11 protein-coding genes are annotated in these 12,378 nt (G+C 48.7%); 3 read left to right on the top strand and 8 right to left on the bottom strand.

Annotated features, from left to right (window positions below):
• Positions 1 to 12 precede the first annotated feature (12 nt).
• Positions 13 to 2,178 (bottom strand): DUF3141 domain-containing protein, encoded by a 2,166-nt coding sequence (locus VN23_RS16395; RefSeq protein WP_046352499.1) that lies wholly within the window; start codon positions 2,176 to 2,178, stop codon positions 13 to 15.
• A gap of 318 nt (positions 2,179 to 2,496) precedes the next feature.
• On the opposite strand from VN23_RS16395, the gene pncB reads away from it, so the two are divergent.
• Positions 2,497 to 3,705 (top strand): nicotinate phosphoribosyltransferase, encoded by a 1,209-nt coding sequence (gene pncB, locus VN23_RS16390; RefSeq protein WP_046352500.1) that lies wholly within the window; start codon positions 2,497 to 2,499, stop codon positions 3,703 to 3,705.
• A 127-nt stretch (positions 3,706 to 3,832) separates the two neighbouring features.
• Positions 3,833 to 5,176 carry a CDP-diacylglycerol--serine O-phosphatidyltransferase gene (gene pssA / locus VN23_RS16385; RefSeq protein ID WP_052746655.1) on the top strand — a complete coding sequence of 448 codons (1,344 nt, stop codon included), beginning with the start codon at positions 3,833 to 3,835 and terminating at the stop codon, positions 5,174 to 5,176.
• Positions 5,177 to 5,353: 177 nt separating this feature from the next.
• Here pssA and VN23_RS22310 read toward each other — a convergent pair whose 3' ends face one another.
• A complete protein-coding gene (locus tag VN23_RS22310) occupies positions 5,354 to 5,476 on the bottom strand; it encodes a hypothetical protein (protein ID WP_257722031.1) in 123 nt (40 codons plus the stop codon).
• 92 nt (positions 5,477 to 5,568) lie between these two features.
• Between VN23_RS22310 and VN23_RS16380 the strand changes: the two genes are divergently transcribed.
• Complete coding sequence (locus VN23_RS16380; protein ID WP_046352501.1) at positions 5,569 to 5,895, top strand: hypothetical protein; 327 nt, start codon at positions 5,569 to 5,571, stop codon at positions 5,893 to 5,895.
• Positions 5,896 to 5,954: 59 nt separating this feature from the next.
• On the opposite strand, the gene tyrS is transcribed toward VN23_RS16380, so the two are convergent.
• The 6 genes from tyrS to VN23_RS16350 form a co-directional block, all read right to left on the bottom strand.
• The gene (gene tyrS / locus VN23_RS16375; protein ID WP_046352502.1) at positions 5,955 to 7,220 is read right to left on the bottom strand and encodes a tyrosine--tRNA ligase; all 1,266 of its coding nucleotides are present in this window, start codon (positions 7,218 to 7,220) and stop codon (positions 5,955 to 5,957) included.
• A gap of 246 nt (positions 7,221 to 7,466) precedes the next feature.
• On the bottom strand, positions 7,467 to 8,606 hold the full coding sequence (locus tag VN23_RS16370; protein WP_046352503.1) for a 5-(carboxyamino)imidazole ribonucleotide synthase: 1,140 nt from the start codon (positions 8,604 to 8,606) through the stop codon (positions 7,467 to 7,469).
• Positions 8,607 to 8,610: 4 nt separating this feature from the next.
• Positions 8,611 to 8,871 carry a hypothetical protein gene (locus VN23_RS16365; protein WP_046352504.1) on the bottom strand — a complete coding sequence of 87 codons (261 nt, stop codon included), beginning with the start codon at positions 8,869 to 8,871 and terminating at the stop codon, positions 8,611 to 8,613.
• Positions 8,868 to 9,356: a 5-(carboxyamino)imidazole ribonucleotide mutase gene (purE, locus tag VN23_RS16360; protein WP_046352505.1), complete on the bottom strand. Its 489-nt coding sequence runs from the start codon at positions 9,354 to 9,356 to the stop codon at positions 8,868 to 8,870. The genes VN23_RS16365 and purE overlap by 4 nt, the downstream gene beginning before the upstream one ends.
• A gap of 287 nt (positions 9,357 to 9,643) precedes the next feature.
• Positions 9,644 to 11,389 (bottom strand): lipid A export permease/ATP-binding protein MsbA, encoded by a 1,746-nt coding sequence (msbA, locus tag VN23_RS16355; protein ID WP_046352635.1) that lies wholly within the window; start codon positions 11,387 to 11,389, stop codon positions 9,644 to 9,646.
• Between the two features lie 143 nt (positions 11,390 to 11,532).
• Entirely contained in the window at positions 11,533 to 12,249 is a 717-nt protein-coding gene (locus tag VN23_RS16350) for a 16S rRNA (uracil(1498)-N(3))-methyltransferase (protein ID WP_046352636.1), read from the bottom strand.
• Positions 12,250 to 12,378 lie beyond the last annotated feature (129 nt).

Genomic DNA, 12,378 nt, shown 5'->3' with positions numbered 1-12,378 from the left:
TCATTCAGCCTTTTAGGTGTTTTTGGCAGTAGGTTTAGCTCGGCTGGCTTTAATGCCTAATAGTTCTTTTGCCTTGATGGCAAGGGGCGATGAGGGATCTTCTAGCTCGGGGGCCAGCATCGTTACTTTAGCGACGATTTCTACGGCACGCTTACGCTCAGTCAGATTTTTTAAGAGCTTAGGTAAGGTTGCTACCGAGCGCTCCGCATCTAAGGTAATGAGCAAGGTTTGCTCTTCAAGTGCTTGTCGCCACGCCATCGGGTCAATTTCTGGCAAATTCGCTTTAATGCTGTCGCCAATTAAGAAAGAGCGTCGTTCGATATTGCCAGTGTGATGCATGGCGAGCACAAATAATCGAGCGAGGCCTTCGGTAAAGCTGCCTTGTTCAAATTGTGGCTCAGCCTCGCTACGAAGCGTATTCAGGCGCTGCTCAGCTTCAGTGCGCACTTTTTCTTCTATCGGAGCTGCTGGTGGAAAAAATGCACCCAGCCCTAGTGGGCCATACACTGCTTTTACATAGTTGGCGGTGGTGGCATTGCGTAGATCACGATAATTATTGAGCGATTCGATAATCAGTTCGGAGGCTTGTTTTTCTAGGCCCAGGAAAAAATTATCTGCTGATACAGAGTGGCGATATTGACGAATTTGCTCTGCCTGAATGGCTACGCCTGCCATGAGAGGGTTGAAGTCGGAATAAGCGTAACGTTGTAAGGCCTCCGGATTGAGCTTGCGTGACCATTCGCCTATTTCAGATGTCACCACCGCCTGCAAAACAGGGCGTATTGTATTTTTATAAATAGCATCGTTAATTTCAGAAACTTGTGCCACTGTGCTAAAAATGGCTTCATCGCTACGAGTGCCGGGGTCTACTTGGCGTAATTGTTCAATGCTTCTGGTCTCGAAGCTAACGGTGTAGTCACCTTGTTCTAGTTCTGAATAGGCTAGATCAGCGGTCTTGGCATCAATGACCATTTCGTAAAGGCCGGGTGGTAGAGACTCCACTATCTCCATTACATTCACTAGTTCGGCATGTTCTTTGCGCGCCACTTTGCCGCCTACAAAAATGCCTAGGTGGCCGACATCTTTATGCAGTAAATAAACAATGATCTGGCCTTCTTCCACAATGGCGCTTTCGTGGCCGTAGAGGTCGATAATCCAATTTAAAGCCTGTGCCGGAGGCGTGATATCGTCGCCCCAAGAGGCAAAAACAATAATAGGTGCGGTGATTTTGCGTAAATCAAGGGTGCTGCCGTCTGGCGTCTGGATTTGTCCGCTTGCTAGCTTATTGCCAATAAAGAGTTGATTGACGATGACTTCAATTTCTTGGCCCGTCATGCGGAAGTGCCCACCCCACCAACGTTCAAACTCTAAGTAACGCTCCGCTTCGGTATCGATATTGGCATACAGATGGTAAGGCTTCCCCCATATCGTATTGGCAGGATTTAAGTTTTCAAAGTTTTTAACTAGATGCGCGCCATCAAATACACCGCCGCCTAAATCTGCGCTCAGTGCGGCCATCCACGAGCCACCATTGACGCCGCCTGCATAGCGCATCGGGTTTTGTTCGTCAGAGCCTGCCCAGTAAGATAGTGGCGCGCCATTGAGCACGATCGGCCCCATAATCTCTGGACGCATTGCGGCAAGACCCGCAACCGCCCAGCCTGCTTGGCAGTTGCCAATAATGCAGGGCTTGCCGCGGGCTTTGGGGTGGCGCTTGATCACTTCTTCTACAAATAAGGCCTCGGCCTGCATCACGTCTTGTAAACGCTGGCCGGGAACCGGATCTGGATAAAAGCCCACAAAATAAACGGGGTGCCCGGCCCGCAAGGCCACGCCGACTTGTGAATCGGCTTTAAAGCCACCTATTCCTGCACCATGGCCCGCTCTTGGATCGATAATGATATAAGGGCGTTTTGTGTCATCAATAGGCGTGCCAGCCGGCGCGAGTACGCGCAGCAGCATATAGTTGCAAGGCGTAGCTAAGCTGCGAGCATCAATTAGCAATTCATAGTCAAAGGCCAGTAGTGGCGGTTTGCCATTTTGGGCATGTGCAATCGAAATATTGCCTCGCTCCCGCATGACATCAAGAAAAAGTGTTGAGCGCTGAGTGGTGTCTAAGCAATATTCCCAGGCCTGTTCCAAAAGAGCCAGGGGAGAAGGAAAGGTTGTTTGGGTCATTGCGCCACTCGCTGTAAGAAGTTGTAGAGAGATTGTCGTGTTTGTAAGCTTTTGATTAATAAGATAAAGAAATCTGCAGCAGATAGTAAATAAGGATAAAGAAGCTGACAAGCTAAATGGGAAACATGACAGTAGTATGTATAAGTTTTGTTGGCTTATCGTGAATGTGTGCATATCACAAGGTGGATTTATTGCGGGCTGGCAAGCATATGGCCCGCTTGACGCGAGTCGGGCAAAGTCGTTTACTGTGTTTGCTTTGAGATTGAGTGTTGCAAGTACCGGAAGTTCTTAGAGCATGTTTATTTAATGGAGCTTTTCATGCTTGGCTGCACGCCAGTGATCGAATCCTTGCTGGATACCGATCTTTATAAATTTACGATGATGCAAGAAATATTGCATCATCAGCCTGAGACTCAAGCTGCTTACGCTTTTAAATGCCGCAATACGCCCGCTTTACCTTTGGCCTTGCTTAAAAGTGAAATTGAGGCCCAGCTGGATCATTTATGCTCTTTGCGCTTTAGCGAGCCAGAATTAGCCTATTTAGCTAAGTTACGTTTTATCAAATCAGATTTTGTTGATTTCTTGCGTTTATTCCAGCTACAGCGGCGCTTTATTCACATTACAGTGCAAGACGCTCACCCTGATGATTTAGATATCCGTGTTGCCGGGCCGATGTTGCATTGCATGTTGTTTGAGATTTATGTTTTATCTATTGTGAATGAAATTTACTTTAGGCAGTTTCCTGCACAAGCCGCATTTATTATTGGCCGCGAGCATTTGCAGGCTAAATTAGCAACCCTTAAGCATTTATCTGCCGGGGCTATGCCCGCTAACCCCTTTGTATTTTTTGATTTCGGTACACGGCGGCGTTTTTCCAGAGTCTGGCATGCAGAAATGGTCGGTTTATTGACCAAAGAGGCTGCACCCTATTTTCGTGGTACGAGCAATGTTTTATTGGCGATGCAATATGGCGTAACGCCGATTGGCACGATGGCGCATGAATATATGCAGGCGTTTCAATGCTTTGGCTCGCGTTTGCGTGATTTTCAGACCAATGCGCTGGAGCATTGGGTGCGGGAGTATCGTGGTGATTTAGGTATTGCGCTTACCGATGTGGTGGGAACCGATGCTTTTTTACGCGATTTTGATTTGTATTTTTGTAAACTATTTGATGGCTTACGCCATGATTCGGGCGATCCGTTTGAATGGGGCGAAAAGGTCATTGCCCATTATAAAAAAATGAATATTGATTATGGTACAAAGCAATTAGTTTTCAGTGATGGTTTAACGTTGGATAAGTCGATTGCTTTATACCGCCACTTTGCCCCACGCACTCGTACCGGTTTTGGCATTGGCACTCACTTATCCAATGATTGCGGCCAAGTGCCACTGCAGATTGTGATGAAACTGGTGTCTTGTAATGGGCAGCCGGTGGCAAAAGTGAGTGATACTGCGGGTAAGGGAATGTGTGAGGATGAAAATTTCCTTAATTATCTCTGCGATGTTTTTCAAATTACCCGTCAGTAATCGCGTGTGTTTAAAATTGCGCAATGCCTTTACTTGCAATTAATACATCTCCTTTCTTAGAAAGCATAGTGCTAAGATACTAGGCTTCAATCCGCTTGATAGGTCACACTGCTTTTGCAGATCATTTATGCTTTTTGAAACTAACCGCTCATATTTGGCATCTTTGCCGCGTTTTGCACAAGATCCAGCTCATTTTCAGACTTTGCTGACGACTGAGTCATTTCGCCAGAAATTACTCGATCTGATTAGTAAGGCACAAACACGGATCTATATTACGGCGCTGTATTTGCAGGAAGATGAAGCGGGTGCGCAAATCTTAGATGCTTTATATGCCGCTCGTGCACGTTGCCCGGATTTAGATATCCGTGTTTTTGTCGATTGGCATCGTGCGCAGCGCGGGCTGATTGGCGCAGGTGCACAGGCGGGAAATGCTGCTTGGTATCAGCGCATTAGATTTGATCACGAGCTGAATGTGCCTATTTATGGCGTGCCGGTGCAAACGCGCGAGCTATTTGGCGTATTGCATCTGAAAGGCTTTATTTTTGACGATACCGTGGTGTATAGCGGTGCCAGTTTAAATAATGTGTATTTAAATGTAGGCGATCGCTATCGCTATGATCGATACCAGGTGATTAAAAATTCTGCTTTAGCCGATAGCATGGTTAATTTCTTACAAACAGAGTTCTTAAATAGTAGCGCTGTTTATCGCTTAGATTTAGACCCTATTCCTAGCACAAAGCAAATTAGCCCGGATATTCGACAATTACGTCAGCGGCTTAAAGTGGCTCAATATGCAACTCATCATGCTCAGGATGAAGTGTCCGGCTTGGGCATTACTCCGGTTGTAGGGGTGGGTAAACGTAATTCATTAAACCGGCTGATTATTAAATTATTGGGGGCAGCCAAACAGCATGTGCAAATTTGTACCCCGTATTTTAATTTGCCCCGTACTGTGATCAAAGAAATCAATCGCTTGCTACAAAAGGGCGTGAAGGTTGATATTATTGTTGGTGAGAAAAAAGCCAATGACTTTTATATTCCTGAAAGTGAGCCATTTAAAACGATTGGTGCTTTGCCCTATTTATACGAAACGCATTTACGTCGTTTTGCTAAATTGCATCAATTAGATATTCACCGTGGCCAGCTTAATTTAATGCTTTGGAATGATCCCGGCCATAGTTATCATTTGAAAGGCATTTGGGTAGATGATGATTATATTCTGCTTACCGGTAATAATCTGAACCCGCGTGCGTTTAGTCTGGATTTGGAAAACGCGTTGCTTATTCATGATCCAAAACATGAATTAAAAGAGCAATTACAGCAGGAAAAAGCTGAAATTGCTAAGAATACCACGCGTATTGCTTATTACCGCGAGCTGGAAACCGTGCTGGATTACCCGCCACCTGTTAAAAAGCTACTGACTCGCTTGTCACGCTTTAGGGCGGATCGTTTGATTTCTAGGCTACTCTAGTCATTTCCTTACTAAAAGTATGCAGAAAACCACAGCGATTCGTTGTGGTTTTTTTTTATATCTGGCTCAGCCAATATGGCGCTGTATAAATAAACTGCTCCAAACGTCAGTATGTCCACTGCAATCAAGCTGCTTACAGCATTCAAGCATCCCCAACAGGCTTAACTCTGGCACAGCTTATGGCTCAGCATCAGGATGTGCCGCAGTCGAACTGCGCAGCGTTGGATTAGCCAGCTTCTTGCCGATCAGCAAATGATGGCGTTGGGAGAGGGGCGTGCTCGGCGGTATTTTGCTCGACATTATCAGAGCCCAGTCGCAGCCGCTACGGTGTATGTGCGGGAAGTGGATACTTTTCCAAGTTTATAGCCGCGCCACCCTTGGGGCTTTATGAAATGACGCAGGTGGAGTTGCTGCGTCATTTATACGTTTGGGCTTACGAGCGATCAACGCAGGAATATTTGGCGATTAAGCAAAATCTTGTCGAGCCAGATCCTATTCGGCTGGCATGGCGGGATGTGATTAGAGCGGCGATTAGGGGTGTGGTCAGGCAGCCAGATGTAGATGCTTTTTTAGTGATTCAGCAAATTGCGCTGGAAAAAGTAGCTGAGGATAGCCGCTCTGGTGTGCAGGCTTTGATGGTGGAAGAGCTGCGCCGCTTGCACGAAGGCGTCTTGGCACGCTATGGCTACGGATTTCTGAGTTTGAGGCTTGGAAAGTAGGGCAGGTTGGTTTTTTCAATATTCAGGCCACGGCGCATTGCACCGTGGCTACTGTGTACTTACTTCCAGATCACCAGGCAATGATTTTTCTTACCACGGCGCAGCAGGGTGTAGTTACCGTAACGGCGGTCTGCGTCGCTCAGGTTGTAAGCCACGTCAGTGATTTTAGCGCCGTTGATAATCACCGCGCCGCTTTCGATAAAGCCACGGGCTTGGCTTTTGGAGGTGGCTAGCTCGCCAGCAACGAGTGCATCGAGCAGGCCGGTTTGGTCTTTATTGATTTCAATATGTGGCAAGCCATCGAGTGCCAGCTGCTCAAAATCGTCTTCTGTCAGTGAATTTTGATCTTCTGAAAACAGGCTCTGGCTGATGCGCTGTGCTGCAACTACGGCTTCGCTGCCGTGTACCAAGGTGGTCACTTGTTCGGCCAGAATGCGCTGGCCTTCCGGTTTGCCCGCAGCTTCTTTATCTGCCGCTTCAATGGCGTCAATTTCTTGCGTGCTTAGGAAGGTGAAGTAGCGTAGGAATTTATAAACATCGGCATCGGCTGTGGTCAGCCAGAATTGGTAAAACTTGTATGGCGAGGTTTTTTTAGCATCCAGCCAAATCGTGCCGCTTTCAGTCTTACCAAATTTAGTACCGTCCGATTTAGTAACCAGCGGCATGGTTAGGCCAAACACCTGTTGCTGATTCATGCGGCGGGTGAGGTCTGTACCGGCAGTGATATTGCCCCACTGGTCAGAGCCACCAATTTGCAGCTCGCAGCCGTGTTGCTTATTTAGCTCAACAAAGTCGTAACCTTGCAGCAGGCTGTAGGTGAATTCGGTGAAAGAAATGCCGGAATCGTCGCGGTTAATTCGCTGTTGCACGGCTTCTTTTTTGATCATGGCGTTCACAGAGAAGTGCTTGCCAATATCGCGCAAGAAAGTCAGCACGTCCATCTTGCCAAACCAATCGTGGTTATTGGCCATAATGGCGCCGTTACTGCCTTCAAAGTTGAGGAAAGGCTCAGCTTGCTTACGGATTTTGCCCACCCAGCTATCGATAATATCGAGGGTATTGAGTTTGCGTTCGGTGGCTTTAAAGCTAGGGTCGCCAATCATACCGGTGGCGCCACCTACCAGAGCAATCGGCTTGTGGCCTGCTTCCTGGAAGCGTTTGAGCACCAGAATCGGAACTAAGCTGCCGATGTGCAGGCTGTCTGCAGTGGGATCAAAGCCGCAATAAAGAGTAATAGATTTCTCAGCCAGCCGTTTTTCTAGCGCATCGCCATCAGTCAGTTGGGCAATCAGGCCACGTGCTTGTAAATCGCTGATTAAATTCATTTCACTCTTGCTCCGGTTTGTTTTATTTGAATCTGATATAGATTTTTAAACCCAAATCTTGAACCACGGAGTAAAGGAGAACACGGAGGATCACGGAGAAAACCTTAAGGCAAACAATCAATTTATAAAGAATAAGCAAACTCAGCCACACATTGCTATTTCCTTGGTGATTGTCATTCCAATGGTTTTCTCCGTGGAACTCCGTGTTCTCTGTGCCCTCCGTGGTTCAAGACCTGGGTTGTATAATTAAAGCGTTTCTTTTAGTGCCAAAGCCTGCTCTAAAGCGCTATCCACATTGCTGGCCAGCACATTGTAATGACCCATTTTTCGGCCAGCACGGGCTTCTTTTTTGCCGTAGAGGTGCAGCTTGGTGTTGGGGGCGGTGAGCATGATTTCCCAGTGTGGATCGCTGCCATCATCGTGCCAAACATCACCGAGCAGATTCACCATCACCACTGGCGTGTGTAAATCAGGTTTGCCCGGGTAGAGGCCGCACATGGTGCGTACTTGCTGCTCGAACTGGCTGCTAAATGTGGCATCCAGCGTGTAATGGCCGCTATTGTGCGGGCGCGGTGCCATTTCGTTGATAACCAGCGTATCGTCTTCCAACACAAAGAATTCAACCGCAATCACGCCGATGTAATCGAGCTTTTCAACAAGCTGGATCGCCATTGCGCGCGCACGTTCAGTGATTTCTGCGCTGATGCGAGCAGGCACGATGGAGATATCTAACACACCATCGGTATGGATATTTTCTGCTGGCGGAAAACAGGCGATTTCATTGGCGGCGCTACGGGCCACAATCACCGAAACCTCGGCTTTAAGCGGCAGCATTTTTTCTAGCACACAGGGCTGATGCTTTAGCTCGGATAGGGCGTAGCGGGCTTCTTCTAGGCTTTTGATCCGTACCTGGCCCTTGCCGTCGTAGCCATTACGGGCGGTTTTTAAAATTCCTGGCAGGTAGGGGCTGAGGTCTTGCTCCAGATCGCCTGAATTTTCGATAACAAGAAAAGGGGCGGTGGCGAGGCCTGCATCACGGATAAAGTTTTTCTCTTTCATCCGGTCTTGCGCAATCGCGACTGAATCACCTGATGGGCTGACTTTTACACCTTGGCTTGCTAGCCAGCGCATGCTGTCTGCGTTGACGTTTTCAAACTCGGTGGTGACCGCTGCACATTGCTGGGCGAGTGCGGCGAGTGCTTCTGGATCGGTATAGGGTTTGCAAAGATGGACATCGGCGATCTCGGCAGCGGGGGAGCTTGGATCAGGGTCGAGCACGGTTACACCATAGCCCATGGTTTTCGCTGCCATGGCAAACATGCGGCCCAGTTGGCCGCCACCCAGAATGCCAAGCATCGCAGGCGGCAGAATTGGCTTAATGGCCATCTTATCAATCCTTATCTTGTCTTTGTTTTACGCCCTGCAAAAGGGCAACACCCCATAAGCCCCAGCCAAAGATAGCGCCAAAAATAAGCGCTATAGGCAGGATTTGGATCATGGCGGCGATATATGATGTGTGTGCAAAAAAGCTGATAGCCAAAGAAGAAAGCAAACCAAAAGGCAGCCCCCAGCAGAGGGCGCCCCGGTAAAAAACGCTGAATAAAAAGCCTTTTTCTTCTAGCTCTGCCAGCAGCTCTTTGGTGGGTTTCATTCTACTTCGGGTAATTCCATCGCCAACACGGTTTCTTTTTGCTCGGTCCGAAATATGGCTAGCTTGGCAGCCAGCTCAGGGATGGCATTCGCGAGTAGAGAAACAGCAAATAGCGCAGCATTAGCAGCGCCTGCTTCGCCAATCGCAAATGTAGCAACCGGAATGCCTTTAGGCATTTGCACGATGGAAAGCAGTGAATCTTCGCCGCGCAGGTATTTAGACGGAACAGGCACACCCAGCACCGGAATGGTGGTTTTGGCGGCAATCATTCCTGGCAGATGTGCTGCGCCACCTGCACCTGCAATAATGCACTGCAAGCCGCGGCTAGCGGCCGTTTCGGCGTACTCAAACAAGAGATCAGGGGTGCGATGTGCCGAGACAACGCGACATTCAAATGCCACACCAAAGGCTTTTAGTTGCTTAGCGGCATGCTGCATGACTTCCCAGTCACTATTGCTACCCATTACAACGCCGACTTGAATCATGGGTTTCCCCCGAGTAAAGAATGGATGTTACCGAAAAAATGCCAGTGGGCACAGTTTCAATTGCGCTTACCTTATAACGTAGCGGTGCATGTTTGGTATGAAAAAAACGTGCAAAAGCCGTACTTTAGTGCGATTGCCAGATGAAATTTATACAGATTAGTGTTTGCTAATAAATAAATTGACTAATATAAGGCTCTGAGGCATCCTGTTTTCGCGGTTATATACCGTGTAATTCACAAATAATTGATACGCTGGGCGGCTTGCCACCTAGCGTTTTTTTTCGTCTATTACACGCTGGCAAACTGTGCCGCGTGCATCTTGCTATAGATGCCATTGGCCGCCATCAGTGCTTGATGCGTGCCGCTTTCTACGATTTTTCCTTGCTGCATCACCACGATACGGTTGGCGTTTTCAATGGTAGAAAGGCGGTGGGCAATCACGATGGTGCTGCGGCCTTGCATCAGGTTTTCTAATGCGTCCTGAACCTTGCGTTCGGATTCGGTATCGAGTGCGCTGGTGGCTTCGTCCAGAATCAAAATCGGTGCGTCTTTATAAATAGCACGGGCAATGGCTAAACGCTGGCGCTGGCCGCCGGATAAGCGCATGCCGTTTTCGCCCAGCAGGGTGTTCATTCCTTCAGGCATGGTGTCGATAAATTCCAGTGCGTGTGCAGCACTTGCCGCCTGACGCACACGGTCGATATCCACTTCACTGCCGTAAGCAATATTAGCAATCACACTATCGTTAAATAGAATCACATCTTGTGAAACTAGTGCAATTTGCTGGCGTAAATTAGCCAGCTGGTAATCTGCGAGCGGTACTTGATCGATTAAAATTTGCCCGGCATTTAGCTCATAAAAGCGTGGTAACAGATTAGCCAGTGTGGTTTTGCCACTACCTGAGCTGCCAACCAAAGCGACGGTTTCACCCGGTAGAATTTCCAGTGAAATACTGTCTAAGGCTGGCTTGCCATCGTCGCTATAAGCAAAACGAATATTTTGCAGAGAAATCGCCCCCTGCACACGGGGAAGCTGATATTGGCCTTGGTTGGCTTCCGGGATTTCATCCAGAATGGCAAAAACCGATTCAGCGGCAGCAAGGCCTTTATGAAGGCTTTCATTAATTTTGGTTAGGTTTTTGATGGGCTGTTGCAACATCATCATCAGCACCATAAAAGCCACAAATGATCCAGCAGTCAGCGCACCACTTTGTGCTCGCAAGCTGGCGTAATACACAATGACAGCCAAAGTAACGCCGATCAAAAACATAATCAGCCCAGAGTTGGTGCTGGATGTGATGGCCTGCTTGACAGAGAGATGGCGCACATTGCTATTGGTCGTGCCAAAACGATTGGTTTCGTAAGAAAAGCCACCGAATATTTTAATCATGCGTTGGCCAGATAAGCTCTCATCTAAGATTTGTGTCATCTGTCCCATGGCTGCCTGAGTTTCACGCGAAAGCCTACGTTGGCGTTTGCCCACTACGCTGATACTCACCGCTACGCCAGGCAATAAAATCAGGCAGAGCAGGGTGAGCTGCCAATCCAAATACAGCATATAGACGATAAGAAACACGAGGAAAAGCGAGTCTTTAACCAACACCGTAAGCACTTTTGTGCCTGCGTCCATAATTTGGTTCACGTCGTAAGTGACGCGCGATAGCAAGACGCCAACCGAATTTTGGTCATAAAACTTAACCGGCAGAGTAAGCAGGCGGCTGAACATTCTGCTACGCAAATTGTGCATGACCCGCGATGAAATCCAGACGCTGGTGTAGTCATTTCCAAAGTTGGAAATCAATCGCATCATGGCTAGGCCAAGAATCTGGGCGGGCAATATCCAGGCTTGGCTTCTAGCAAGTGCCTCTGCGGCGGCAGTGGATTTTAGGTTTTTATCGACTAGAGGCTGTAATAAGCCACCCAAGGCAACATCCACTGCTGCAGCTACAGCTAGGCAAACAATGGAAATGGCGACCATTTTCCAGTAAGGGCGAATTTCGCCCAGAATGCGCATATAAAGAGCTCGATTATTCATCGCTGACATCGGCGTGCCTTGGTTCGGGTTTTACAGACAGGGGCGGATTATACGCTGTAGCTTGCTGTTCATGGGCGGAAGGCGTTTGGGGCGTATTTAATGCCCATTATGGCTAGCTTTACCCACCCAGCTTATTTGGCCGCTCACAAATCCCCGTATCTGCTTTGCAATATCGCCGAAATCACCGGCGCTACTGTTTCGGTGCGAAATATTCTGGGGCCAAGGATGAGTGGGGTGTAACCCGCGGTTACGGCCAGCGCTTCTTCTGTCGCCGAAAACCCACCTTCCGGGCCGATTAAAACGGCGGCACTGCGGGCGCTGGCTGGTAGTTCACTTTGCCGGATTGCGCCAATTGGCGATAGCAGTAGCTTGAGTTCGGCTGTCTGCGCCAGCGCTTGTTCAAACTTGATGGCGGGCAAAATGGTGGGCACACGGGTACGCCCGCATTGCTCACAGGCCGACACCGCAATGGCCTGCCAATGGGCGAGGCGTTTTTCGGCGCGCTCGCCACTAAGGCGCTGCTGGCAGTATTCCGAGATCACCGGCTGAATACGGCTTACCCCAAGCTCGCTGGCTTTCTGGATGGTGTAATCCATACGATCGCTAGACGAGATGGCTTGGATGAGTGTGAGATCAAGCGGAGACTCCCGATCTTGCTCATCCCATGTGAGTACTTCGACGCTAACATGGCGCTTGCCCATTTCGGTGACGCGCGCGGCGTATTCACCGCCTTGCCCATTAAATAAAATGATATCGTCATCGGACTGCAAGCGCAGCACTTGCACATGGCGGGCAACACTTTCTGGCAGGTTAAAGCCAAGGCCAGCGGCCAGCGGCATATCAAGGAAAAATCTGGGCATATCCACCTCGTGCATTTGAGGAGTTGGTATACCGCAAGGCGAGGGTGGATTCAAGTACTGGCGGGATTTTGCCTGAGGTTTAGGGGGCTAGAAATCACGCTGCGCCTCAAGCATGCCCTGTGTATGGGG

The organism is Janthinobacterium sp. B9-8 (genome assembly GCF_000969645.2).
Classification (GTDB): Bacteria; Pseudomonadota; Gammaproteobacteria; order Burkholderiales; family Chitinibacteraceae; genus Iodobacter.
The sequence above is the reverse complement of the archived record's forward strand: the minus strand, read 5'-3'. Positions and strand labels throughout refer to the sequence as shown.

Excerpts from the sequence above, each read along its gene's own strand:
- VN23_RS16350 (WP_046352636.1), bottom strand. The coding sequence starts at position 12,249 with ATGCCCAGATTTTTCCTTGATATGCCGCTGGCCGCTGGCCTTGGCTTT.
- purE (WP_046352505.1), bottom strand. The coding sequence starts at position 9,356 with ATGATTCAAGTCGGCGTTGTAATGGGTAGCAATAGTGACTGGGAAGTC.
- VN23_RS22310 (WP_257722031.1), bottom strand. The coding sequence starts at position 5,476 with ATGTCGAGCAAAATACCGCCGAGCACGCCCCTCTCCCAACGCCATCAT.
- msbA (WP_046352635.1), bottom strand. The coding sequence starts at position 11,389 with ATGAATAATCGAGCTCTTTATATGCGCATTCTGGGCGAAATTCGCCCT.
- VN23_RS16395 (WP_046352499.1), bottom strand. The coding sequence starts at position 2,178 with ATGACCCAAACAACCTTTCCTTCTCCCCTGGCTCTTTTGGAACAGGCC.
- VN23_RS16380 (WP_046352501.1), top strand. The coding sequence starts at position 5,569 with ATGACGCAGGTGGAGTTGCTGCGTCATTTATACGTTTGGGCTTACGAG.
- pssA (WP_052746655.1), top strand. The coding sequence starts at position 3,833 with ATGCTTTTTGAAACTAACCGCTCATATTTGGCATCTTTGCCGCGTTTT.
- VN23_RS16370 (WP_046352503.1), bottom strand. The coding sequence starts at position 8,606 with ATGGCCATTAAGCCAATTCTGCCGCCTGCGATGCTTGGCATTCTGGGT.
- VN23_RS16365 (WP_046352504.1), bottom strand. The coding sequence starts at position 8,871 with ATGAAACCCACCAAAGAGCTGCTGGCAGAGCTAGAAGAAAAAGGCTTT.
- pncB (WP_046352500.1), top strand. The coding sequence starts at position 2,497 with ATGCTTGGCTGCACGCCAGTGATCGAATCCTTGCTGGATACCGATCTT.
- tyrS (WP_046352502.1), bottom strand. The coding sequence starts at position 7,220 with ATGAATTTAATCAGCGATTTACAAGCACGTGGCCTGATTGCCCAACTG.